The following is a 22,366-nucleotide window of genomic DNA, read 5'->3' as shown; positions in this document are numbered from 1 at the left end:
TCAGCGTCGGGCCCGTTGGGCGTCGCGCATCTCGCGGAAGCCGATGAGGGTTGCTCCGGTCGCGGCGATCCGATCGCCCAGGCCGCGGTCGGTCAACACATCGAGATCGTCCATGCGGCTCGACGCGTCCGGGTCGATCGCCCGTAGCTCCTCGGCGGCGATGGCGGGCTCGAATGCGACGACGGTGACGCCCGACTCCAGGGAGGCGAGGGTGGCATCGAGATGGTCGCGGGCGCCGCCCCGCACGAGGGTGAAGTGGTCGGGCAGGAGCACGCCCTCCTCCGCGGCGAGACGGCGGAAGGGGAACCCGGCCCGGTCCTCGGCGTCGCCGCTCTCCAGCCGCACGGGGAGCTCGGCGTCGTAGGCGATGTCGAGCAGCACGTCGAAGAACTCGGGGCGCTGTTGGAGCGTGCCCATGTGGGTCGAGAGGTGGGTGACGTCGAACCCCCACAGTCGGGCCCGTTCGAGTTGGGCGCGGCATTCGCGGCGCACCTCGTCGAGATCCGCGTGGTCCCAGAGGTCGTCCGCCGTTCGCGGGAAGCCGCCGTCGCCGTCGAGCAGGCTCGGCGCAGCGGTGAGCGGTCCCCAGCGGTAGCAGTCGAGCTGGCTGTTGAGGGTGAGGTGCACGCCGATGTCCGCGCCCTCGTCGCGGTCGGCGGCGTAGCGCGACCACGGGCCCGGCATCATCACCGTCGCCGTGGTGGCCATGCCCTCACGAAGGGCGGTGAACCCACCGGCGGTCGCGGCGTGGGTCGAGCCGAGCAGATCCGCGCTGAGGATCAGGAGCTTGGCGTCGGCCGGGTGCCCGAGTGCCTCCGCGGTGGTTTCCACGACGCAGACCGTAGCGCCCTACTCCAGCGGAACGTCGGGGCCGCCGCACACGGTCCACAGCCCGACCCCGGCCGCGACGGCCTCGCGCTCCGCCGAACGGAACAACGACTCGTAGTGGTCGTTGGGGTCGTAGATCAGCACGCCCGCGTAGCCCTGCTCGATCAGATCGAGGTTGACGAAGAGATCGTCGCTGCTGCGCACGACGTAGGCGAGGAGCCGGTCGTACTGATCACGCGCCTCCTCGTCGAGGATCAGCGTGATCGCGGCACCCTCCGGCAGCAGGGCCTTCAGATAGTCGCTCGCTTCCTCGCCGTAGCACTGGTCCGGGCGGTTCTCCGCCACCGACTCCGGGGTGTCGATGCCCAGGAGCCGCACCCGCTCGGACCGTCCGTCGATGTCGGCCACGATCGTGTCACCGTCGACGACTCGTTCGACGGTGGCATTGGGCGCCAACGACGTCTGGTCGGGCACCGTGGCCGGCGTGAGTGGTGCTGCCGGCTCGGCCGGCTCCGGGTCCGTGCACGCGCCGAAGAGCAGGGCGGCGATCACGAACGGCACGAGACGAGTCACGACGGACAGTCTGGCGAGCCGGGACGGGGATCCCGCCCGATCAGGCCGCGTCGGCGTGGAGTTCGAGCGATTCCCCCTCCGCGAGGGCGACTTCGCGGGCCCGGACCCGCGACTCCTGGAGGACGGCACGGGCGGCGGCGACGCCGTCGAGGCCCCGCTGCCTGGTCCGCCCGTCGAGGCGCCAGCTGCGGTGGGGGGTGATGAGGCTGAGCTGGTTGGTCATGGCCCCATTGTGCAGAGGGGGTGTGACACTCACCGGCCGTAGTGACAGGATCACGGAATGTCTGATTCTGCGAGCTCCGATCCGCACCCGTCCGCTCGATACGGCATGACGGTGCCCTTCGACGGGATGCCCCTCCATGCCCAGCGGGACCGGTTCCAGCGCTTGGAGGCGCTCGGCTACACGGATCTGTGGTCGGCCGAGGCGATGGGGGCCGACGGGCTGACCCCGCTCGCGCTGGGCTCGGTGTGGACGCCCTCCATGCGGCTCGGCACCGCGATCCTGCCGGCCTACACCCGCGGTCCGGCCCTGATGGCGCAGTCGGCGGCGGGCATGGCGTCCGCGGCCCCGGGGCGTTTCGTCCTCGGCATCGGCTCGTCGTCGAACGTCATCGTCGAACGCTGGAACGGGATACCGTTCGAGGAGCCCTACAAGCAGACTCGCGACATGGTGCGGTTCGTGAAGGCTGCGCTCACCGGCGAGAAGATCACCGAGGACTACGACAGCTTCTCCGTGAAGGGCTTCCGCCTCGGTCTCGTCCCGGAGCAGCCGGTCCCGGTCCTCGTGGCGGCCCTGCGTGAGGGGATGCTGCGGATGGCCGGGCGGGAGTCCGACGGGGCGATCGTGAACTGGCTGTCCGCGGAGAACGTGCGCACGGTCGCCGCGGTGGTCAAGGAACAGAACCCGGATGCCGAGATCGTCGCCCGCATCTTCGTCGCCCCGACGACCGACGCCGAGTCCGCCCGCAGCACCGGCAAGTTCGCGGCGGCCGCGTACCTCAACGTGCCCGTCTACAAGGCCTTCCACGAGTGGATGGGCCGCGGCGACGATCTGGGCGAACACTGGGAGCAGTGGGCCGCCGGCGATCGCCAGGGCGCGCTCGAGAAGATCCCCGACCACATCATCGACGAGCTGATCGTCCACGGCAGCTACGACGAGTGCCGGGCCCACCTCCAGCGCTACATCGACAACGGCATCACCTGCCCCGCGATCGCGCTGATGCCGTTCCCGGGTGTCGACATCGACGAGGCCATCCAGGGGCTTGCGCCGAGTCGCTAGCGCCCCGCGGCCGCCGCTCGCAGATGCTGGGTCAGGTCCGGCAACTGCGCATGTGCGTTGAGGCCGCTCGTCGACGGCATGACGTAGACCGGTGACCCGCCGAGTGTGCGGTCCTGCCAGCCCGCCGTTGCCTTACGGTCCGCGGCGGCGCGCCAGCCGGACAACCCCACCATGCACACGGCCTCGGGCCGGAGCCACGCGCACAGCCGCTCCAGCCGGGCGAGCCCGTCCACATACTCCCGCCGGTCGAGTTCGTCGGCTCGCGGCGTGGCCCGCTTCACGAGGTCCGTCATGCCGATGCCGTGCTCGCGCAGCGCGTGGCGTGGGTCGCGATCGACCGTGACGATCCCGGCGGCGAGTGCGGCCGGCCAGAAGCGGTTGCCGCCCCGGCCGAACCCGACGCCCATGTCTGCCGCGTGGAGGCTCGGGTTCAGGCCGCACACGAGGAGCCGCATCCCGGGCCCGACCGTGTCCGGGAGCGAGCGGCGTCGGGTGAGACTGCTCAACAGGTTGGGCCAGTGTTCGGTCTCGCGGTGGCGGTGCTCGTCCACCGCGAAGCCGGCGCCGACATAGACGTCGAGCAGGTGGTCGTCCTGCCACAACGAGAAGCGACGACCGGCGAAGTCGCCGGTCGTCATCGCGGTCAGATCCTGGTCGCCGCCGAACATCCCGATCTCGACCGGCGCATCCACGGCGAGGGTCCGGTGGAGCTCCGCCAACGCCATCGGCAGGTGGGGTCGATCGATGTGCACGAAGACGGCGTTGACGACGGCGCCGCCGAGTGACTCGGTGGCGAAGGGCAAGGCACCCGCCTCGCCCTGCACGGCGAGGGCGTTCGGCAGTGTCTCGCGCAGCAGGCCGAGCATGGCGGCGGCGGGGTCGAGGGCGATCGTGGCTGACGGGAGCGCGGCCGTGAGATAGCCGGGCCCGCATCCGAGATCGAGCACCGGAGCGTGGTCGACCCCGAGACGGGCCACCAGACGTCGTGCGGCATCGACGGACTTCCCGACCCGGGCCGTCGCCCACGCTGCGGCCCGCGCTTCGTAGACGGCGGCGGTCTGGCGATCGAGGCTCACCGGGTCGATCGTAGGTCGTTCGGCTCTTTCCGCCGTTCGGGGGCCGCCCGACCAACCCTTGGGTGTCATCGCGCGCGACTATGGTGCCCTCAACCCAACGACCTGGAGGTCCTGCAGGATGACGGAAGCCATCGATGGCGTGCAGCTCGACGAAGCACTTGCGGTGATCGACCGCGGGCTGGGTGAGATGATGCGACGCGATCTTGTGGCCACGAGCGAGGTCGCCGACCTCCTGCTCGATCTGCGGACCATTCTCACGTTCGTTCCCGATCCGGCGGCCGAGCCCGCCGGCGTCAACTAGCCGGCTCTACCCGGCGATCACCCGCCGGGCGATCGCCCCCAGCGCGGCGCCCATCACGAGGCCACCGGCGACATCGGACGCGTGGTGGATCCGCACGTGGATCCTGCTCGTCGCGACGATCGCGGCCACGCCGTACCAGGCCGCCCCGCCCGTGTGGCGGGACAGGAGTGCGGCCGCGACCATGGCCGCCGACGCGTGCCCGCTCGGGAAGCTGCTCGTGCGGGGCTGGCGCAGTGCGTAGGGCCGAGGCACGTCCTGTACCGGTCGGCTGCGCTTGAACATCGACTTCACGGGCCCGTTGATCAGGGCCGACTCCACGCCGAGGGCGGCGCTCAGGCCGATCGCGATCTTCGGGTCGTCCTCGATGATCGCCTGGATCACGCCGGCCGCGTGCCAGAGCACGGAGAAGTCGGCCGCTTCCGACGCCGCGTAGTACACGCGGTCGACGGCCGGGATGCCCCGCAGTCGTTCCCACCAGACATCGACGGCCGCGTCGATCGCGTCGACCGTGCCGGCGGCGTCGTCGTGGTCAGGGGCGGCCATCGGGGCTCACTGTAGAGCGGGCCGGGAACGCGCCGGCACCCGCGAACATGCCGCGGTGCCAGCGGCGCGGGGTGGCGACCATCGCCCGCGGGTAGTCCTCGAACATCCAGCGGGCGAAGTTCCGGCGGGTCCAGTCGGTGGCGCCGGTGAGCCTGAGGGCGCCCCGGGCGATGAGCGGGCGGGCGAGGAGCGGGATCAGCACCCGCGCCATCCGGTCGTCCGCCACGAGCTCGCGACGGACCTCCCGTTCGTAGGCGGCCACCGGATCCCTCCCGCCGCTCTCGGGGTCACCCATGATCGCCTCGGCGGCGAGGCGCCCGGTCAGCAGCGCCTGGCCGATGCCTTCGCCGGTCATCGGGTCGGTCACCGCGGCCGCGTCACCGACGAACATCGTGTGCGGCCCGACCAGGGGAACCCGGCCCACGCGGGCGGGAATCGGCCAGGCCTTGTGCGGCTCCTCCGGCTGGGCGTCCGGCCCGAGGACCTCGCGGATGTGCGGTCGCGAGAGCAGGTCCGGCCACAGCTGTTTCATGTCGCCGACCGCGTGGGCGCCGCCCCGTTGGATGCCGAACCCGATGTTCGCCCGTCCGTCGGCGAGCGGGAACGACCAGGCGTAGCCGGGCAGGAGGTCCTTCTCGAACCAGACGATCAGCTCGTTGCCGGCCCGGGGGCTGACGTTCTCGTAGTACTGACGGAACGCGTGCCACTCGCCGCGGTAGCCGTCGACCCGCAGGCCCAGCGCCTTGCGGACCGGCGACCACATGCCGTCGGCGGCGATCAGATGGCGGGCCCGCACGGTGCCGAGGCCGTCGATCTCGGCGGTGACGGCGTGGTCGTCGGCGGTGACGTCGCGCAGCATGACGCCCTGTTCGACGGTGGCCCCGGCTTCGATCGCCCGGTCGACGAGGGCGGCGTCGAGGTCCGTGCGCCGGGCGACGGCGGCGTGGTAGCCCGGGCCGTCCGGGAGCCGGTAGCGCCGCTCCCGGCCGCCGGGGGCACGGATGACGACCTCGTCCACGACCCGCCACGACTCGACCTCGGAGGGCTCGAGCCCGAGGTTTTCGAGCTCGCGCAAGGCGAGGGCGGTGAGCCCGTCGCCGCAGCACTTGTCGCGCGGGAAGGTGGCACGGTCGACGACGAGCGCCTCGTGACCGTGGCGAGCGAGCTCGATCGCGGCCGCGGTGCCGGCCGGCCCCGCTCCGACGATGAGGGTCTCGACGTCGATCATCAGCTGCCCTTGACCACCGCGGTGAAGGCGTGGCGGAGGTCGCGGGCCAGCGCATCCGGATCGGTGATCGCCGCCGGATCGGAGGCGATGCCGATGTGGGCCACGCCGGCGTAGCTGAGCAGCGTCACGTTGACCGCGGTGCCGCTGAGGGGGCCGAACGGGATCAGTTCCCGGACCGGGCGGCCACAGAGGCGGAGGGGGAACGGACACCCCGGCACGTTCGACGCGGCCACGTCGGCGCCCGCCGACACGGCGCGGAAGACGGCTGCCGCAGCCTGCTCGGGGAGGAGGCGGAGGCCCGCCGCCGCCAACGGCAGCAGCTCGTGGATCGGATCGCCCCGCAGGCGGGCCGAGTCAGCCACCAGGCGGGCGGCGACCGAATCGGGCTCAGCCCCGGCGGCCAGCGTCACGTCGATGCGCGTCGGACTCCAGTAGTTGCCCGTCTCGCAGTCGTGGGTGCGGGTGCTGACCGGGACGCCGATCCGCAGTGGGGTGCGGCCCGTCATCGCCGCGTGGTCGGCCAGGCCGATCGCGACGGCGGTCAGGAACGCGGTGTTGATCGTGCCGCCGACCCGAGCACCGGCGGCGCGCAGGTCGTCGAGATCGAGCGAGAGGAAGCGCAGGTCGAGTTCGGCGGACCGAGCCGGCGCGACGACGGCCTCGCCCTCACTCGGGCGGAGCACCCGGTACGCGGCGCCCAGGGTCTCGCCGAGCCGCCAGGCGCGATCGGTGATCGACGGGGGCGGGTCCTGGCGTGATTGTTCGCGGGAGACGGGCTCGACCGCAATGCCCGGACCGAGGTCTGGATCGAGGTCAGGGTCGAGGTCGAGGTCGAAGAGCGCCGCCATCATCGCCACCCCGCCGACACCGTCGCTGATCGCGTGGTGGGCCGTGACCAGCAGGGCGCAGTCGTCACCCGGCGGCCCCTCGACGAGCGTGAGCTCCCACAGGGGTCGCTCCCGGTCGAGGGGCTGGGCCACCCGGTCGCGCACGAGCCGGGCGAGGGCGTCGTCGGAGCTGTCGGGAACCGTGACGACGTCCAGGTGTCGGTCGGGATCGAACGCGGGATCCGTCGTCCACATCGCCCGGCCGGAGGCGTCCGCGGTCACCCGCTGACGCAACCGGGGCACGGCGCGGCTCGTCCGGTCGACGCGGCGGCCGAGCTCGTCGTGGTCAACCCGGCCGTCGACGCGCGCCAGCGCGGCGATCGTCGTGCGGTGTCTCGGGTCGTCCACGGCCCAGAGGAGCGCGTCGAGGTCGCTCAGGGGTTCGTCGGCCGGGACCTCGCTCACGCCGGCCATCCTACGAACCGCGTCGCTACGGAACCGACGTCGGAACCGTGGTCGACGTGGTCGTCGTCGTGGTCGTCGGCCGGGTGGAGGCGCCGCTGCACGAGATGCCCTCGGGGCGATAGCGGGCCGTGACGGTGTCGGTCTCCGTGCGGCCGTCCTCGAGCCAGGTGCGGGTGCGCTCGGTGGTGACCCGGGTGCAGGCGGCACCCTCGCTGCGGCTGGTCTGGCCGGTCTGCTCCCCGACGACATAGGGCGTGCCGTACATGCGCACGGTGATCGAGTCCGCGTTGGTCGTGGGCCACAACAGGATGGCGTGCGGCGTCGTGTTGCGGATCTGGAGGTCCGGCGCGGGGAACGAGACCGTGGCCTCGCGGCCGTAGGGATAGCGATCGAGGTAGATCGAGTGGCTCTGGTACTCGCCGAAGTCGAGACCGGCGAAGAACGCCGCGTTGAAGAGGGTCGTCGCGTACTGCGAGATCCCGCCGCCGACGGAGCTGCTGAAGACGCCGTTGCTGATCACGCCGGCCGAGACGAAACCGTTGGCTCGGGTGCGCCGCCCGACGAAGTCGTTCACGGAGAACGTCGTCCCCGGCTCGATGACGACGCCGCGGGTGAGCTCGGCGATGCGGGCGATGTTGATGTTGCGGGTCTGGTTCGGTGTGTAGAAGGTCGTGAACTCGCCGACGACCTCGGTGACCCCGAGCCCGTGGGCCCAGTTGAGGCCCTGGGCGTCCTCCGGCTCGGACGGGAAGACGATGATCGGCTCGTCCGGCCCGACCAGGAGGTGCTCGAACAATCGCGCGGCGGTGTCGGCCGCGCAGCACTCGGCCTCGGGGATGCCCCCCAGGATCCACGGCTCGCCGTCGAAGCCCATCGCGAACTGCACGCCCGGCGCGTTCGGGTCACCGATCTCGGGAAAGGCCGCGGCCACGCTCGCGTGCACCCGGTCGGCATCGAAGCGGAAGTCCCCGCTGGAGTTCGCGCCGGCCACGTCGAGCCACTCCCGCAGCGTGGCGGAGTCGAACGTGTGTGCCTGGAGCTGGCCGGCGAGGACGACGGTGAGTTCGGTGTCGGTCAGGGTGTTGGCGGCCGCCGCGAGCGCGGAATCGCCGAGGATCTCGTCCTCGCCCCGCGAGGGGACCGCGATCTCGGCGTAGGCCGGGTCGTCGACGGCGAGGAGCAGGGCGTCGGCGAGCCCGTCGACATCGACGAGGGGCACGGTCTGGCTTTCCACGGGCTCGAAGCGGCCGTCGACGAGCTCGATCGTCGAGGTCTCGAACACGATGCCGAGATCATCGCTGTCGAACTGGGCCGCCAGCAGGTCGCGGTCGACGGTCCAGATCGGGTCGACCGTTCGGTCGCGCAGCACGGCGGCGTTCCAGCGCAGGAAGCGGACGAGACCGCCGCCCCGCATCGCCTCGGCCGCGTCGAGGGTCGCGTCGACGTCGAGCGTGACTCCCCAGTCGGCGAGCGGGCGGGTGCGACTCTGGTCGGCGAAGGTGAGGGTGACCTCGGCATCGGCTCGGAGCGCGCCGAGGCGGGCCGCGGCGGTGTCGCGATCCGTGTTCCCGACCGGGATGCCGTCCACCACGACACCGCGGGGGATGTCGGCCGAGTCGATGACGTCGTCGACGAAGAAACGCCCGACGATCGCGAGCGCGACCACTGCGAGAATCGCCACCGTCAAACGCATGGCGGCGAAGGGTAGTGGCGTCTGCGCCTAGAAAAGCTTCAGGTTGGGCGACTCGATACCGCGCAACTCGCCATAGTCGACCTCGACCCAGTCGATGGCGCGATCGGTGGCCAGAACCTTCGCCTGCGGCTTGATCTCCTGGGCGACGAAGACGCCCCGCACCGGCCGCAGCATCGGGTCCCGATTGAGGAACTCGAGGTAGCGGGTCAGCTGTTCGACGCCGTCGATCTCGCCCCGCCGCTTCACCTCGATCGCCACCGCGATGCCGTCCTCGTCGCGGCAGAGGAGGTCGACGGGACCGATGTCGGTCGGGTACTCGCGGCGCACGAGGCGCAGGCCCGGCTGGATGGACGTGGGGTCGTCGGCCAAAAGCTTCTGGAGGTGCGCCTCCACGCCGTCCTTCTGGAGCCCGGGGTCCTGGCCCATCTCGTGCGACGAGTCGCTGATGATGTCGTGGAAGGTGATCGTCAGCACCTCGCCCTTGGGGCTGGTGACCGTCCAGACGCCCTCCTCGCGGTCCTCGATGAGCCGGTTCGGGGCGTTCATCCAGTTGAGCGGCTTGTAGGCGCCGCCGTCGGCGTGGATGGCGACACAGCCGTCGGCCTTCACCATCACGAGGCGGGTGGCGGCGGGGAGGTGGGCCTGGAGGCGCCCGTCGTAGTCGACGGTGCACTCGGCGACGACGAGACGCATGGCTGTCCTTTCGAGAGAAGGGAACGTAGTCAGCCGATCAGGTCCGCGCGCGGAGTCGGTTGCGGATCAGCTCGCGGCGGGCCTGGAGGTCGCGGTAGGTCATGGTCTCGACGGTGTCGTCGACGCCGAACGCGGCCCGCACCCCGTCCGGGTCGAACTCGTAGACGGTCGGGTCCATGCCGACCTGTTGGGCCAGGTTCTCGCCGTGGGTCGCTGCGAAGTAGGCGGCGATGTGGGCGATCTCGGCGAACAGGTCGAGGTCCGGGGCGAGGCGGGCGATGGCGCCGTCGAGGAAGACCATGTTCTTCACGAACAGCATCAGTTCCTTGGGCATCCGGGCGCCGTACCCGAGGAGGGCCTTGATGACGCGCTGGAGCTCGGCGACGAGCTCGTCCGCCGTCATGGTGGTCGGGTCGACCGGGTCGCCGAAGATGCCGAGATCCGCGGCAACGACGTCGAGGTCGGTGTCGTCGGGGAGGGCGCCGAGATCGCGCAGCGCGGCGAGTTGGCCCATCGGGTCGTTCATCATCCCGGCGATGAGGAGACGCACGAACGCGAGGCGGCGGGCCTCGCTCATCCGTCCGGTGATCCCGAAGTCGAGCAGGGCGGTGCGGCCGTCGGGGAGTACGTAGAGGTTGCCGCCGTGCAGGTCGCCGTGGAAGACGCCGTGGACGAGCGCGCCCTCCATGAAGCCGATCATCCCCGCCCGGACGACGGCATGGGTGTCGACGCCGTGGGCCTCGTAGGACTCGAGGTCGTCGAAGTTGAATCCGTCGATGCGCTCCATCACGAGCACCCGTCGGGTGACGAGCTCGGGATGGGGCCGGGGAACGACGAACTGGTCCTGGCCGAGTTCCACGAAGACCCGGGCCACGTCGATCATGTTGTCCGCCTCGACCCGGAAGTCGAGCTCCTCGCTGATCGTGTGGGCGAAGACCTCGACGAGGGCCGGGGGGTTGGCGAGCGCGGTGATGGGGATCCGGCCGACGAGATACGGGGCGAGCCAGGCCATCACCCGCAGGTCCTGGTGGACGAGCGTGTCCACCGTCGGGCGCTGCACCTTCACGACGACGTCGGTGCCGTCGCGCAGGGTCGCACCGTGCACCTGGGCGATCGACGCGGCCGCGATGGGGCGACGGTCGAACGAGGCGAACACCGCTTCCAGCGGCGCACCGAGATCGCGCTCGACGACCTCGCGCACCAGGTGGAAGTCCTCGGCCGGCACCTGATCCCGGCACTTGACGAACTCGGCGACGAGCTCCGACGGGAAGATGCCTTCACCGCTGGAGATGATCTGCCCGAGCTTGATGTAGGTCGGACCGAGCGCCTCGGCTGCTTCCCGGAGCCGCCGCGACAGGTCGGCTTTCGACGCCGAGCCGCCCTTCCGGCGGCCGTTGACGGCCCAGCCGGCGAGGGCGGTGCCGATGTGGCGGACGACCGTGATGGCCCGACGCCCCGGTGGACGCCGGGTCGGTTCGATCAGCGTGGGCAGCCGCCGGTGCGAGGCTCGACGCAGCCCGGGCACTCCGGCGCGCCACGCCATGTCGTCCGGATCGACGGACCAGGGGGACTGCGTCACGTCATCAGTATGTGTCAGTCCTCGAAGGAGGCCAACGCGGCCAGGGCCGCGTCCGCCAGTTCCGGCCGGCAGACGAGGAGATCCGGGAGGTAGGGGTCCTCCTGGTTGTAGAGCAGCTTGCTGCCGTCGATGCGGCTGACGTGGCAGCCCGCCGCCGCGGCGACGGCCACCGGTGCGCACGAGTCCCACTCGTACTGCCCGCCCGAGTGGGCGTAGATCTCACACTCGCCGCGGATGACGGCCATGGTCTTGGCGCCGGCAGAGCCCATCTCGACCAGGTCGGCGCCGAGCGCCTCGGCGACGTGGGTCGCGGCGGCGGGCGGACGGCTGCGGGAGACGATCATCCGGGGCGGGTCGGCCGGCGAGTCGCTGAGCACGGCCGGGGCCGCCGTCGAGAGCACGAGCTCCAGAGCCGGGAGGGCGACCGCGCCGGCGATCGGGCGATGGTTCTCGACCAGGGCGACGTGGACGGCCCAGTCGGTGCGGGGGACCTCCGAGAACTCGCGGGTGCCGTCGAGGGGGTCGACGATCCAGGTGCGGGCCGCGCGGAGCCGGACGGGATCGTCCTTCCCCTCCTCGGAGAGGATGGCGTCGTCGGGCCGCGCGGCCTGGAGGCGTTCCATCAGGAGCTCGTGGGCCTGGCGATCACCCTCGTCCTTGAGGACGGCGGGCGGGGTGTCCGCGGCGTGCATCCGGGCCCGGATCTCGACGAGAAGACGACCCGCCTCCTCGGCGAGGTCGGCGGCGAGTTGGTGATCTTCGGGCGTGGCAGGCATCGGTCCAGTGTCTCGGTTCCGGCGGCTTCCGGGCGTGGGCCAGAGTGCCCATTTCGGAACCGCGCCGGACGACCGTAACATTGACCCCGTCTATGGCCTACGACCTCACCCATCTGCGCCAGCTCGAAGCGGAATCGATTCACATCTTCCGCGAAGTGGCTGCCGAATTCGAGAATCCCTGCCTCCTGTTCTCCGGGGGTAAGGACAGCATCGTCATGCTCCGGCTCGCCGAGAAGGCGTTCTGGCCGGCGAAGCTGCCGTTCCCCGTGATGCACGTGGACACGGGCCACAACTTCCCGGAGGTCATCGAGTTCCGGGACCGGCGTGTCGCCGAGCTCGGTGCCCGGCTGGTGGTCGCCTCCGTGCAGGATGCGATCGACTCCGGCCGCGTCGTCGAGGAGACGGGACCGCGGGCGAGTCGCAACCGGCTCCAGACCACGGCCCTGCTCGACGGCATCGCCGAGCACCGCTTCGACGCCCTCTTCGGTGGCGCCCGTCGCGACGAGGAGAAGGCGCGGGCCAAGGAGCGCGTCTACTCGTTCCGCGACGAGTTCGGATCCTGGGATCCGAAGAACCAGCGACCGGAACTGTGGAGCCTCTACAACGGGCGCATCAAGCAGGGCGAACACATCCGGGTGTTCCCGATCTCGAACTACACCGAGCTCGACATCTGGCAGTACATCAAGGAAGAGGGGATCGACATCCCCAACGTCTACTTCTCGCACCAGCGTGAGGTCTTCGAGCGCGACGGCATGCTGCTGTCGACCGGGCCCTACATCACGCTGATGGACGACGAGGAGCCGTTCATGGAGACCGTGCGTTACCGCACCGTCGGCGACATGAGCTGCACCGGTGCGGTCGAGTCCTCGGCCGACACCATCGACAAGATCATCGAGGAAGTCGCTGCCACCCGGATCACCGAGCGAGGTGCCACCCGCGCCGACGACCGGGTGTCCGAAGCGGCGATGGAAGACCGCAAGAAGGAGGGGTACTTCTAATGGAGATGCTCCGATTCGCGACCGCAGGGTCGGTCGACGACGGCAAGTCCACCCTCATCGGGCGGCTGCTCTACGACACGAAGACGATCTTCGAGGACCAGATGGAGGCCGTCGAACGGGCCTCGGTCCAGATGGGCACCGAGTACACGAACCTCGCGTTGCTCACCGACGGTCTGCGGGCCGAACGTGAGCAGGGCATCACCATCGATGTCGCCTACCGCTATTTCCACACGCCCCGGCGCAAGTTCATCATCGCGGACACCCCCGGCCACACCCAGTACACGCGCAACATGGTCACCGGCGCGTCGACCGCCGATCTCGCCATCGTCCTGCTCGACGCCCGCAAGGGTGTGCTCGAGCAGTCGAAGCGTCACGCCTTCCTCGCGTCCCTGCTGCGTATTCCGCACCTGGTCCTCGCCGTCAACAAGATGGATCTGGTCGACTACGACCAGGCCCGCTTCGAGGAGGTCAAGGACGAGTTCCGCGACTTCGCCAGCAAGCTCGACATCACGGATCTGACGTTCATTCCGGTGTCGGCTCTCCACGGCGACAATGTCGTCGATCGGTCGCCCCACATGGGCTGGTACGAGGGCCCGTCGCTGCTGCACCACCTCGAGGAGGTGCACATCGCGTCCGACCGCAACCACATCGACACCCGGTTCCCGGTCCAGTACGTGATCCGTCCCCAGTCCGACGAGTACCACGACTATCGCGGCTACGCCGGCACGATCGCCGGCGGCGTCCTGCGGCCCGGCGACGACGTCGTCGTGCTGCCCTCGGGCTTCCAGTCGACGGTCAAGAGCATCGACACGCTGACCGGCCCGCTCGACGAGGCGTTCGCGCCGATGGCGGTCACCGTGCGGCTGAACGACGAGCTCGACATCTCCCGCGGCGACATGATCGTGCGTCCGAACAACCGGCCGGACGTGTCCCAGGACGTTGACGCGATGGTGTGCTGGATGAACGAGCGGCTGTCGCTGACGCCGAGCTCGAAGGTGGTCATCAAGCACACCACCCGCACCACGAAGGCGATCGTGAAGGATCTCAGCTACATGCTCGACATCAACACGTTGCACCGCAACGAGTCGGCCACCGAGCTGAAGCTGAACGAGATCGGCCGGGTGCAGCTGCGCACCCAACAGCCGTTGTTCTTCGACGAGTACCGCCGCAACCGGGAGACCGGCAGCTTCATCATGATCGACGAGGCCACGAACGTGACCGTCGGCGCGGGCATGATCCTCGGCGAATCCAACTGACGGGCATGACCCAGAGCCCGAACGTCGTCTGGCACCCGGGCCACCTCTCGCAGGCGGAACGCTGGGAGGCCATCGGTCATCGTGGCGCCACCGTGTGGTTCACCGGGCTCTCGGGCTCCGGCAAGTCCACGGTCGCGACGGCGGTCGAGAAGGCGCTGCTCGACGCCGGTCGGCCGTGCTACGTCCTCGATGGCGACAACGTCCGCATGGGACTCAACGGCGACCTCGGCTTCTCGGCCGAGGACCGCGACGAGAACGTGCGTCGCGTCGCGGAGGTCGCCCGCCTGTTCGCCGACGCCGGGGTGGTCGCGCTGGTGCCGCTGGTGTCCCCCTACCGAGCCGCCCGTGACAACGCCCGGGCGCTGCACGTCGCCGCCGATGTGCCGTTCCACGAGGTCTTCGTCGACACGCCGATCGAGCTCTGCGAGGAGCGCGACGTGAAGGGTCTCTACGCCAAGGCCCGGGCCGGCGAGATCACCGGGTTCACCGGCATCGACGATCCCTACGAGGCCCCGGCCGCGCCCGAGCTCCGCCTCGTGCCCGAGGACGGCGACGCCGACACGATGGCCGGCCTCGTGCTCTCACTGCTCGGCTAGGACGGCCCTCACCCGGCCAACGCGTCGCGGAGCACCGCGTCGACCCGTTCGACCACATCGGCGCGCGCTGGCGTCTTGGCGAGCTTGTAGAGCACGAACGCGATGGACAGCAGTCGAGCATCCTCCGTCAGCGGGCCGACCACCGCAGGACCGTGGTAGTAGCGCAGGCACGCGTCGTCCCACGCGGCCGGACCGGCGAACGCATCGCCGAAGTCGAGGAGACCGACGAGGCGACCGTCGGCGACGAGGATGTGATCCCAATGCAGATCGGTGTGGACCACGGTGGCCGGCGCCGCGCCCGCCAGCCGGATCCCGGCCTCCCGGGCCGCGACCGCGGCGACCCGTTCGGGCCAGCGGGCAGCCATCGGGTGGTCGTCGAGGCGCGTGCCGTCGAAGGGCCAGATCCGGGCGAGATGGAAGCGGGCGACGACATCGGACTCGACCGCGAGCGCCGGATCCGTCTCGTGCACGATCCGCAGTGCCTCGTGCATCTCCTGCACGAGCGCGGACGTCCAGTCGTTCGGCCGCACCGGATCGCCCCGGATCTCCTCGGCGAGCGAGCACGTCGCATCACCGAGTTCGACGATGGTCGTGGTCGCGACCGGCACGCCCCGGCGCGCGAGATCGGCCAGCAGATGGGCCTCCTGCTCGTAGCGGGGAAGCGGTCGGAGTCCGTCGCCCTTCGGCACCCGCACCACGTACGGGGTCCCGTCCACCGTCGCGCGCCAGGCCGACGAGGACATCCCCTCCGCGAGCAGCTGGATGCCGTCGTGTGATCCGACGGTCGAGAGCACCCTGGCGGCGAGGGCCTGGCCTGATCGAGCGGGGGTCACCGCCCGATGTTGTCAGGTCAATGTTGTCAGGTCAGTGTTGTCAGGTCAGTCGACCGGAGGGCCGAAGGGTTGCCCGGCGTCGTCGTAGCACGGTGCGTGGAAGTGCTCGACACGGTCCCAGGCACCGTTGATGTACACGTTGCAGATCACCTGCTCGTGACGTTCGCGGGCCTTGAACTTCACCCGTTCCTCGCAGTGCGAACACTCCGTCATGGAGCCGGCCTCGATCAAGCGAGTGACCGCACGGCTCTTCCACTTGGTCTTGGTTGCGGCTTTGGCCATGCCTCTCCATCGGAGAAGCCGCCGGGATCATGAGCAGTCGCGTCGCCCGGGCCTAGCCGGGTCGGGGTTTGTGGTTGCGGTGGTGGTAGCTGCAGCGGGCTTTGCCGTTGCGGTGGTTGGTTTCTCCCTGATCGTCCCACTCGATCACGTGGTCGATCTCGCACCGCCGAGCTGGTATCTCGCACCCGAGATGGTCGCAGTGGCGGTCGCGGGCCTGGATCGCCTGCCGGAGGGCCCCCTTGAAGAGCCGTTCGCTTCGGCCGTAGTCGAGGATGACGCCGGGTGATTCGTAGACGAGGCGGCGGACGTGGCCGAGGAGTGCTTGTTCGATCATCTGGGTGGGACCGATGACGGTGCCGTCGTCGGTTTCGCAGAGCCTGTCGGTGCCGAGCGGGGTGGGGGCTTGGGTGCCGATGACGCGGGCGAGGGCGTGTTCGAAGGTGTCGAGGTCGGTGTGGATGATGACGAGCGGGAGTGGTCGTTTGCCGCCGGGGGGTGCGGTCATGGCCCGTTGGGCCATTTCGACGAGGGCGTCGGCGCGGCGTTGGGCGGGGGTGCGCCAGAGCTTGTCGACGGTGACCGCGTCGCCGTGGTCGGCTTTGGCCAACTGCCAGTCGGCGTCGAAGAGTTCTTGTTCGATACGGCGTAGGGCTTCGCGGAAGGCTTCACCGCCGATCGGGTCGAGCCACGCGTCGACGCGGGTCAGGTCGAACACGGTCTTGGAGGCGTGGGCTTCGCGGCGTGTTTCGCGGTCGTCGGGTGGTTCGGGGTCGCGTTCGTCGCGGCGGGCCTCGTCGACCTGTTGTTCCCAGTAGGTGACGCGTCGGTGCCAGCTGGCGTAGGACCGGTCCATGGCCTTGTCGATCAGCATCGCTTCCGCGCCGGCGAACTCGGGCCGCGACGTCGACCGCATCAGCCGGCGGGCATGGGCTTCGGTGATGTCACCGCGCTCCAGCGCCGCCGCGGTCACCGGCATCTTGAGCAGTGCGCGGGCGAGCTTGACTTTGCCGGCGGCTTCGCCGCCGTACATCCGACACCGATGCCGTATGCCGGCCGCTGCGGATCGGTGGCCTTCGCGGCCCCAGTCGAGATGGGCGTCGTAGGCCTGCACCGCATTCGAACGCAACGCCGCGAGCTTGGCTTCGAGCCGGGCGATCTCGACCACCGCCGCATCACGCTCATCCGCGTACAGCGCATGGAAATCGACCTTCAACGCGAGATCGACCGCCTCACCCAGATCATCGAGCTCCGCAACACCATCACCGAACATGACCCCACACTACGAAGGGGGTGTGACACCCACCGATGGCATGATCGGCGCATGGTTCGACCGATTCTCGCCGTCACCGTGGGTCTTCCCGGCATGGGCAAGACCACCCGCGCGATGGAGGTCGAGGAGGAGCTCGGGGCCATCCGCTTCACGGTCGACGCGTGGTTGAAGCCGCTTTTCGGTGAGGCGAACCCGAGAGAGGGCCGCTACATCATGGAGGGCCGGCTCATCGCGACCGCCCGCCGCCTCCTCGAGCTCGGCCAGAGCGTGATCCTCGACTTCGGCTTCTGGAGTAGGGACGAGCGCAGCGCGCTCCATGATCTCGCCCGAGCCTGCGGTGCCGAGTTCCGCATCGAGTACGCCGACGTCGAACGCGACGAGCAGTGGCGCCGGGTCGACGCACGCCAGCGATCGGACCACGAGTTGGCGACGTCGTTCACCATCAGCCGCGACATGCTCGACGTCTACGCCGACATGTTCGACCCGCCGACCGCCGACGAGTTGGCCGCGACCGAGCCGCCACCCGCACCGCCGGAGGCTGGAACCTGGTCGGCGTGGCGCGCCGCCCGTTGGCCGACGAGCGAGGAGCCCTGAGCAGCTGCACTGCCGCTCCGGGAGGTGCGTCGAGGGGGTCTACGCTCGCGGCATGGACGGCCCCGACACGACTCGACGCCGGTGGGTCGCGCCGGGCCTCGCCCAACTGTTCGAGATCGTGCTCGACGCCGCGGGTGACCGCCGCGACCTCACCCTCGGCGAGCGGGACCGGTTCTTCGCGGCGGGTCAGACGGCCGTCGACAGCGGCGGGTCGCTCAGCGAGCTCATCGACGGGTACCTCGCGGGTGCGGGGCAGCTCTGGGAGCAGGTGTTCGGGTCGATCGAGCCCGACGGCGCACTGGAGGTCGGCCGGTCCCTGCGGCGCGTGTCCGAGAGTGCGGTCGGCGCGCTGGCCGAGGGGTTCGAGTCCGCCCAACGACGCTTCATCCGGGCCGAGGAGTCGCTCCGCCGGGAACTGTTCGACGACCTTCTCGGTGGGCGCCTCCGCGATGACCCGCTCGACGAACGGGCCACGCTCGCCGGGCTTCCGACGGGTGTCGGGTTCGCCGTCGCCGTCGCCGAGACCGACCAGGCCTTGTCCGACAGCGGGCCGATCCACCTGCGAGCCGACACGGCGCTCGCCGGCCGAGCTCCGGACCGCGGGCTGATCACCTTCACGAAGGCCGGTCAGCTCGTCGTGCTCCTCCCGAAGGGGACACCGGGCGACCTCGGCTTCGTCCACGACGAGTTGATGTCGGTGCACGATGCGGATTGGTGGGTCGGCGTCGGCGGTCGGGCGGACGACCTGGGTGCGGTCGACCGTGCGTACCAGGAGGCGCGGGAAGCACTCGGCTTGTGCCGACTCTTCGGTTCGGCCCGGGTCGGGGTCTACGACACGATGCTGGCGCACCGGGTGCTGGCCGGCTCGCCGGAGGTTGCCGCCGAGCTTGTCGCCGCGGTGCTCGGACCGCTCGAGCGGTCGTCGCGTGGCGACCTGCTGGAGACGCTGGAGACGTTCATCGCCCACGGCGGCAACATGGCGGCGGTCGCGCGCGCGATGGCGCTCGGACCCCGGACAGTCTCCTACCGGCTCGATCGCATCGCCGAGCTGACGGGCTGGTCGGCGCGCGAGGCCGACGGCCGGTTCACGCTGGAACTGGCGCTTCGCTGTCGTCCCCTCGTCGGCCGGCGCAGCGCCGGCGGGGCGTCTTCAGCTCGCAAGCGGGGCCGATGACCCTCCGCTGCGGTGCAGGCGAGCTGCAGTCGGAGCGGTCCGGTCATCGGCCCCGGGCCTGGAGGGGACCCCTGGTTTCGTGGTGCGAACGATGCGATCGGCGCGGAAGCGCCGGGCGATGCGGGTGACGGCTCGGTCGACGGTCCGCCGACTCCGAGGCGATCCGGCTCGACCCTGGGCGACGACCGTCTCGACGGCATGGCCGATACCGGCCGCGCGCAGGGCCGCGGAGTGGTGGGCCGTCCGGGCGCGGATGCGTTCCTCCTCTTCGGTGCCGCCGGCGCAGGCGTCGTGATACATCCGCCATCCGATCTCCGACATCGTCATGGCAGCCGCCGAGAGCATCGGGGTGGCCCCGGCGGCCACGAGTGGGGAGGGGCGGACGTTGACCAGCGTCACGAGATCCGTCGCGTCGAGCTGGGCGATCATCGCCGCGATCGCGTCGTCGGTGTCCGTGTCGGTGTCGAACACGACGACGACCCGAGTCCGCTCGGGGGGTGTGGGGGCCATGGCCCCAGTGTGAACCTGCCCGATCCGCAGTTCCAGGCCGGTACCGGCGAACTTCAACCCGTCGTTTTGGACGGAATCGGTGAAATCAGCTGCGGGAGACCGGCTTGTACTTGATGCGCTGGGGGCGCATGGCGTCGACGCCGTGCTCGCGCTTGCGATAGTCGGCGTATTCCGTGAAGTTGCCCTCGAACCAGCGGACCTGACTGTCGCCCTCGAAGGCGAGCATGTGGGTGGCGACCCGGTCGAGGAACCAGCGATCGTGGCTCACGATGACCGCACAGCCGGCGTAGGCCTCCACCGCGTCCTCGAGGGCCCGCAGCGTGTCGACGTCCAGGTCGTTGGTCGGCTCGTCGAGCAGGAGCACGTTGGCCCCCTCCTTGAGCACCTTCGCGAGATGGACCCGGTTGCGCTCGCCGCCGGACAGCGTGCCGACCTTCTTCTGTTGGTCCGAGCCGCGGAAGTTGAACGACGCGACATAGGCGCGGCCGTTGATCTCCCGGCCGCCCACGACGAGGTCGTCGACGCCGCCGGTGATCTCCTCGTAGACCGTCTTGTCCGGATCGAGCGTGCGGTTCTGGTCGACATAGCCGAGGGTGACGGTCGGCCCGATCCGCAGGGTGCCGTTGTCGGGCTGGGCATCGGCGTCGCCGGCCTCCTCGGCCGCCTCGATGATCATCTTGAACAGGGTCGACTTGCCGGCGCCGTTCGCGCCGATCACGCCGACGATGCCGGCGGGCGGGAGGGAGAACGAGAGGTCGTCGATCAGGAGCTTGTCGCCGAAGGCCTTGGAGATCCCGTCGGCTTCGATGACGACGTCGCCGAGGCGGGTGTCGGCCGGGATCACGATCTCGAGATCGTTCTGGCGGCCGTCGGCGGCCTTCTGCTCCTCGAGCAGCTTCTCGTACTGGGCGAGGCGGGCCTTGCCCTTCGCCTGGCGGGCCTTCGGCGCCATCCGGACCCACTCGAGCTCGCGCTTGAGCGTGCGGGTGCGCTTGTCGTCGTCCTTCTGCTCCTGGGCGTAGCGGGCTTCCTTCTGTTCGAGGAACCCGGAGTAGTTGCCCTCGAAGGGCATGCCCTTGCCTCGGTCGAGCTCGAGGATCCAGCCGGCGACGTTGTCGAGGAAGTAGCGATCGTGCGTGATCGCGACGACCGTGCCCGCATAGTCCTGCAGCGTCCGCTCGAGCCAGGCGACGGATTCGGCGTCGAGATGGTTGGTCGGCTCGTCGAGCAGCAGCAGGTCCGGCTTCGCGAGGAGCAGCCGGGCCATCGCCACGCGGCGGGCCTCACCACCGGACAGGTTGTCGACCGGCGTGTCACCGGGTGGCGTGCGCAACGCGTCCATGGCGATCTCCACGTTGCGCTGGAGATCCCACGCGCCGGCCGCCTCGATCTTGGACTCGAGGTCCGCTTGCCGGGCTCCGAGCTTCTCGTAGTCGGCGTCGGGGTCCGACCAGCCCGCCAGGACCTCGTCGTACTCGCGCAGCAGCCCGGCGACCTCGCCGACGCCGTCCATCACGTTGCCCATCACGTCCTTCGCCGGGTCGAGATGGGGTTCCTGCTCCAGCATGCCGACCGTGAAGCCGTCCGTGAGCCGGGCCTCGCCGGTGAACTCCTGATCGATGCCGGCCATGATCCGCAACAGGGTGGACTTGCCCGCACCGTTGGGGCCGAGCACACCGATCTTGGCGCCTGGGTAGAAGGCGAGCGTGATGTCCTTGAGCACGTCGCGGTCCGGCGGGATGAACCGACCGACCTTGTGCATGGTGAAGATGAACTGGGCGGCCATGGCCAGCGAATCTATCGGTGTCGACGCTCAGCGGCGTGTGCGTGAGGTGCCGGCCTTCTTCGCCGGGCGCGCGGTCTTCTTCGCCGCGGTCGCCTTCGTCGTCTTCTTGGCGCTGCGCTTGGTCGCGGCCTTCTTCGTCGTCTTCTTGGCCACCTTCTTGGTCGTCGCCTTCGTCGTCTTCTTGGTCGTGCGCTTGGTCGCGGCCTTCTTCTTCGTCGTCTTCTTCGTCGCCTGCTTGGTGGCTTTGCGGGCGGGCCGCTTCGACGATCCCTTCGCCCGACCGCCGGGAACCGGGATGAGTCCGGCGTCGATGCCGAATCGCTCGTCGTCGAAGCGGTGGACGATGACGTCGACGGTCGAGCCGATGTCGAGCACGTCACGGGCCTTGGTCGGCGCCGGGTCGCCGAGCAGGCGGTTGGGGAGATAGATGGCCACGTCGTCGACCGAGCCGTAGGCGCCGTGCGACGAGAAGCGGTCGACCGTCACGGCCACGGTCGTGCCGATCGGGTAGTCGTTGGTGAAGGTCTTCCACGCGTCCGGCGCGTTGGCGCCGTCAGCCGAATCGGCCGGTGCGGAGGACTTCCCCCGTCGAGACGACGGTGCTGGCTGGGACGACTTCGACGATCGCGAGGTCGACCGGGAGGACTTCTCGGCTTCCTTCCGGGTGGACTTCTTGGCGGACTTCGCCGCCGGCTTCGGGGCGTCGTCGGCTTTCTTGCGCCGTCGTTCCGACGTGGCCCGGCGACTCACCGGACCTCGGACGGGGGAGCGGGGCACATAGATCCAGCCGACCCCCGGCACCGGCTTGCCGCCGACGAGACGCCCCTCGTCGAAGAGCCAGTCGAAGGTGCCGTGGAACTCCTGGAACGAGTCGTTCGAGAACACCACGGCGTCGGCGCGATCGGCGACCTCGAGGATGAACGTGTCGCCGCGGCCGATGACCCCGGCCGGTGGCGTGAGGATCTCGTTGTCGTCGATGGCCTTGCGGGCCGCCTTGGTCTCGGACTTCGCCACGCGATGCTCGAACGTCGCATCGACGATCACCGTCACGTGGGTGAAGTCGTACTCGTCGCGGATCGCCGCGACGGCCTCCTTCAGCTGCGCGAGGCTTGGTTCCTTGCGGCCCTCCGTGGCGAGGTTCGACCCATCGATCACGGCGTGGGAGTTGGTGGCGGCCCGTTTCGACATGGGGGTCAGTCAACCACG

At 70.0% G+C, this 22,366-nt stretch carries 24 protein-coding genes; 7 read left to right on the top strand and 17 right to left on the bottom strand.

Features of this window, described 5'->3' with window-relative positions; genetic code table 11:
- Genes R8F63_11455 through R8F63_11445 form a run of 3 tightly spaced genes read right to left on the bottom strand, consistent with a single transcriptional unit; the run spans window position 1 to window position 1,624 of the window.
- A complete protein-coding gene (locus R8F63_11455; GenBank protein MDW3219217.1) occupies window positions 1-831 on the bottom strand; it encodes a ChbG/HpnK family deacetylase in 831 nt (276 codons plus the stop codon).
- Window positions 832-849: 18 nt separating this feature from the next.
- Complete coding sequence (locus R8F63_11450; protein ID MDW3219216.1) at window positions 850-1,401, bottom strand: thermonuclease family protein; 552 nt, start codon at window positions 1,399-1,401, stop codon at window positions 850-852.
- 40 nt (window positions 1,402-1,441) lie between these two features.
- Complete coding sequence (locus R8F63_11445) at window positions 1,442-1,624, bottom strand: hypothetical protein (protein ID MDW3219215.1); 183 nt, start codon at window positions 1,622-1,624, stop codon at window positions 1,442-1,444.
- A gap of 57 nt (window positions 1,625-1,681) precedes the next feature.
- Here R8F63_11445 and R8F63_11440 point away from each other — a divergent pair, with 57 nt between their 5' ends.
- Complete coding sequence (locus R8F63_11440; GenBank protein MDW3219214.1) at window positions 1,682-2,680, top strand: LLM class F420-dependent oxidoreductase; 999 nt, start codon at window positions 1,682-1,684, stop codon at window positions 2,678-2,680.
- Here R8F63_11440 and R8F63_11435 read toward each other — a convergent pair.
- A complete protein-coding gene (locus R8F63_11435) occupies window positions 2,677-3,756 on the bottom strand; it encodes a uracil-DNA glycosylase family protein (GenBank protein ID MDW3219213.1) in 1,080 nt (359 codons plus the stop codon). The two genes, R8F63_11440 and R8F63_11435, sit on opposite strands and share 4 nt — an antisense overlap.
- Window positions 3,757-3,874: 118 nt before the next feature.
- On the opposite strand from R8F63_11435, the gene R8F63_11430 reads away from it, so the two are divergent.
- Complete coding sequence (locus tag R8F63_11430; protein ID MDW3219212.1) at window positions 3,875-4,057, top strand: hypothetical protein; 183 nt, start codon at window positions 3,875-3,877, stop codon at window positions 4,055-4,057.
- A 6-nt stretch (window positions 4,058-4,063) separates the two neighbouring features.
- Here R8F63_11430 and R8F63_11425 read toward each other — a convergent pair whose 3' ends face one another.
- Genes R8F63_11425 through R8F63_11395 form a run of 7 tightly spaced genes read right to left on the bottom strand, consistent with a single transcriptional unit; the run spans window position 4,064 to window position 11,861 of the window.
- A complete protein-coding gene (locus R8F63_11425; protein MDW3219211.1) occupies window positions 4,064-4,600 on the bottom strand; it encodes a phosphatase PAP2 family protein in 537 nt (178 codons plus the stop codon).
- The gene (locus R8F63_11420) at window positions 4,587-5,828 is read right to left on the bottom strand and encodes an NAD(P)/FAD-dependent oxidoreductase (protein MDW3219210.1); all 1,242 of its coding nucleotides are present in this window, start codon (window positions 5,826-5,828) and stop codon (window positions 4,587-4,589) included. The genes R8F63_11425 and R8F63_11420 overlap by 14 nt, the downstream gene beginning before the upstream one ends.
- A complete protein-coding gene (locus R8F63_11415) occupies window positions 5,828-7,120 on the bottom strand; it encodes a wax ester/triacylglycerol synthase family O-acyltransferase (protein ID MDW3219209.1) in 1,293 nt (430 codons plus the stop codon). The genes R8F63_11420 and R8F63_11415 overlap by 1 nt, the downstream gene beginning before the upstream one ends.
- A gap of 25 nt (window positions 7,121-7,145) precedes the next feature.
- Window positions 7,146-8,813 (bottom strand): VanW family protein, encoded by a 1,668-nt coding sequence (locus R8F63_11410; protein ID MDW3219208.1) that lies wholly within the window; start codon window positions 8,811-8,813, stop codon window positions 7,146-7,148.
- A gap of 27 nt (window positions 8,814-8,840) precedes the next feature.
- Window positions 8,841-9,506 carry an endonuclease NucS gene (nucS, locus tag R8F63_11405; GenBank protein MDW3219207.1) on the bottom strand — a complete coding sequence of 222 codons (666 nt, stop codon included), beginning with the start codon at window positions 9,504-9,506 and terminating at the stop codon, window positions 8,841-8,843.
- A 37-nt stretch (window positions 9,507-9,543) separates the two neighbouring features.
- Window positions 9,544-11,085, bottom strand: a complete 1,542-nt coding sequence (locus R8F63_11400; GenBank protein ID MDW3219206.1) for an AarF/UbiB family protein — start codon at window positions 11,083-11,085, stop codon at window positions 9,544-9,546.
- A gap of 14 nt (window positions 11,086-11,099) precedes the next feature.
- Window positions 11,100-11,861, bottom strand: coding sequence for a 3'(2'),5'-bisphosphate nucleotidase CysQ (locus R8F63_11395; GenBank protein MDW3219205.1), 762 nt, complete (start codon window positions 11,859-11,861; stop codon window positions 11,100-11,102).
- Window positions 11,862-11,953: 92 nt separating this feature from the next.
- Here R8F63_11395 and cysD point away from each other — a divergent pair, with 92 nt between their 5' ends.
- From cysD to cysC, 3 genes are read left to right on the top strand one after another with little or no spacing between them, the layout of a single operon-like run.
- A complete protein-coding gene (gene cysD / locus R8F63_11390) occupies window positions 11,954-12,859 on the top strand; it encodes a sulfate adenylyltransferase subunit CysD (GenBank protein MDW3219204.1) in 906 nt (301 codons plus the stop codon).
- Window positions 12,859-14,115 (top strand): sulfate adenylyltransferase subunit CysN, encoded by a 1,257-nt coding sequence (cysN, locus tag R8F63_11385; GenBank protein ID MDW3219203.1) that lies wholly within the window; start codon window positions 12,859-12,861, stop codon window positions 14,113-14,115. Before cysD ends, cysN begins: the two co-directional genes overlap by 1 nt.
- 5 nt (window positions 14,116-14,120) lie before the next feature.
- Window positions 14,121-14,711, top strand: coding sequence for an adenylyl-sulfate kinase (gene cysC, locus R8F63_11380; protein ID MDW3219202.1), 591 nt, complete (start codon window positions 14,121-14,123; stop codon window positions 14,709-14,711).
- An 8-nt stretch (window positions 14,712-14,719) separates the two neighbouring features.
- On the opposite strand, the gene R8F63_11375 is transcribed toward cysC, so the two are convergent.
- From R8F63_11375 to R8F63_11365, 3 genes are read right to left on the bottom strand one after another with little or no spacing between them, the layout of a single operon-like run.
- Window positions 14,720-15,544 (bottom strand): aminoglycoside phosphotransferase family protein, encoded by an 825-nt coding sequence (locus R8F63_11375; protein MDW3219201.1) that lies wholly within the window; start codon window positions 15,542-15,544, stop codon window positions 14,720-14,722.
- Between the two features lie 45 nt (window positions 15,545-15,589).
- Window positions 15,590-15,826 (bottom strand): hypothetical protein, encoded by a 237-nt coding sequence (locus R8F63_11370; GenBank protein ID MDW3219200.1) that lies wholly within the window; start codon window positions 15,824-15,826, stop codon window positions 15,590-15,592.
- 52 nt (window positions 15,827-15,878) lie between these two features.
- Window positions 15,879-17,096, bottom strand: a complete 1,218-nt coding sequence (locus R8F63_11365) for a DUF222 domain-containing protein (protein MDW3219199.1) — start codon at window positions 17,094-17,096, stop codon at window positions 15,879-15,881.
- A gap of 51 nt (window positions 17,097-17,147) precedes the next feature.
- On the opposite strand from R8F63_11365, the gene R8F63_11360 reads away from it, so the two are divergent.
- Together R8F63_11360 and R8F63_11355 are read left to right on the top strand one after the other, a co-directional pair.
- Window positions 17,148-17,690, top strand: a complete 543-nt coding sequence (locus R8F63_11360; protein ID MDW3219198.1) for an ATP-binding protein — start codon at window positions 17,148-17,150, stop codon at window positions 17,688-17,690.
- 52 nt (window positions 17,691-17,742) lie between these two features.
- Window positions 17,743-18,864 (top strand): helix-turn-helix domain-containing protein, encoded by a 1,122-nt coding sequence (locus R8F63_11355; protein ID MDW3219197.1) that lies wholly within the window; start codon window positions 17,743-17,745, stop codon window positions 18,862-18,864.
- On the opposite strand, the gene R8F63_11350 is transcribed toward R8F63_11355, so the two are convergent.
- From R8F63_11350 to R8F63_11340, 3 genes are all read right to left on the bottom strand, one after another.
- Window positions 18,841-19,374 carry a hypothetical protein gene (locus R8F63_11350; protein ID MDW3219196.1) on the bottom strand — a complete coding sequence of 178 codons (534 nt, stop codon included), beginning with the start codon at window positions 19,372-19,374 and terminating at the stop codon, window positions 18,841-18,843. The two genes, R8F63_11355 and R8F63_11350, sit on opposite strands and share 24 nt — an antisense overlap.
- A gap of 85 nt (window positions 19,375-19,459) precedes the next feature.
- A complete protein-coding gene (gene ettA, locus R8F63_11345; protein MDW3219195.1) occupies window positions 19,460-21,160 on the bottom strand; it encodes an energy-dependent translational throttle protein EttA in 1,701 nt (566 codons plus the stop codon).
- Between the two features lie 27 nt (window positions 21,161-21,187).
- Complete coding sequence (locus R8F63_11340) at window positions 21,188-22,348, bottom strand: hypothetical protein (GenBank protein MDW3219194.1); 1,161 nt, start codon at window positions 22,346-22,348, stop codon at window positions 21,188-21,190.
- Window positions 22,349-22,366: the final 18 nt, after the last annotated feature.

The sequence above is a fragment of the Acidimicrobiales bacterium genome (genome assembly GCA_033344915.1).
Classification (GTDB): domain Bacteria; phylum Actinomycetota; class Acidimicrobiia; order Acidimicrobiales; family Aldehydirespiratoraceae; genus JAJRXC01.
This window is presented reverse-complemented; position numbering and strand designations above follow the sequence as displayed.

Coding starts and splice junctions, on each gene's coding strand:
- R8F63_11420 (MDW3219210.1), bottom strand. CDS start 5,828: ATGATCGACGTCGAGACCCTCATCGTCGGAGCGGGGCCGGCCGGCACC.
- R8F63_11355 (MDW3219197.1), top strand. CDS start 17,743: ATGGACGGCCCCGACACGACTCGACGCCGGTGGGTCGCGCCGGGCCTC.
- R8F63_11425 (MDW3219211.1), bottom strand. CDS start 4,600: ATGGCCGCCCCTGACCACGACGACGCCGCCGGCACGGTCGACGCGATC.
- R8F63_11365 (MDW3219199.1), bottom strand. CDS start 17,096: ATGTTCGGTGATGGTGTTGCGGAGCTCGATGATCTGGGTGAGGCGGTC.
- R8F63_11440 (MDW3219214.1), top strand. CDS start 1,682: ATGTCTGATTCTGCGAGCTCCGATCCGCACCCGTCCGCTCGATACGGC.
- R8F63_11350 (MDW3219196.1), bottom strand. CDS start 19,374: ATGGCCCCCACACCCCCCGAGCGGACTCGGGTCGTCGTCGTGTTCGAC.
- nucS (MDW3219207.1), bottom strand. CDS start 9,506: ATGCGTCTCGTCGTCGCCGAGTGCACCGTCGACTACGACGGGCGCCTC.
- R8F63_11410 (MDW3219208.1), bottom strand. CDS start 8,813: ATGCGTTTGACGGTGGCGATTCTCGCAGTGGTCGCGCTCGCGATCGTC.
- R8F63_11370 (MDW3219200.1), bottom strand. CDS start 15,826: ATGGCCAAAGCCGCAACCAAGACCAAGTGGAAGAGCCGTGCGGTCACT.
- R8F63_11395 (MDW3219205.1), bottom strand. CDS start 11,861: ATGCCTGCCACGCCCGAAGATCACCAACTCGCCGCCGACCTCGCCGAG.
- cysN (MDW3219203.1), top strand. CDS start 12,859: ATGGAGATGCTCCGATTCGCGACCGCAGGGTCGGTCGACGACGGCAAG.
- ettA (MDW3219195.1), bottom strand. CDS start 21,160: ATGGCCGCCCAGTTCATCTTCACCATGCACAAGGTCGGTCGGTTCATC.
- R8F63_11430 (MDW3219212.1), top strand. CDS start 3,875: ATGACGGAAGCCATCGATGGCGTGCAGCTCGACGAAGCACTTGCGGTG.
- cysD (MDW3219204.1), top strand. CDS start 11,954: ATGGCCTACGACCTCACCCATCTGCGCCAGCTCGAAGCGGAATCGATT.
- R8F63_11445 (MDW3219215.1), bottom strand. CDS start 1,624: ATGACCAACCAGCTCAGCCTCATCACCCCCCACCGCAGCTGGCGCCTC.
- cysC (MDW3219202.1), top strand. CDS start 14,121: ATGACCCAGAGCCCGAACGTCGTCTGGCACCCGGGCCACCTCTCGCAG.
- R8F63_11340 (MDW3219194.1), bottom strand. CDS start 22,348: ATGTCGAAACGGGCCGCCACCAACTCCCACGCCGTGATCGATGGGTCG.
- R8F63_11360 (MDW3219198.1), top strand. CDS start 17,148: ATGGTTCGACCGATTCTCGCCGTCACCGTGGGTCTTCCCGGCATGGGC.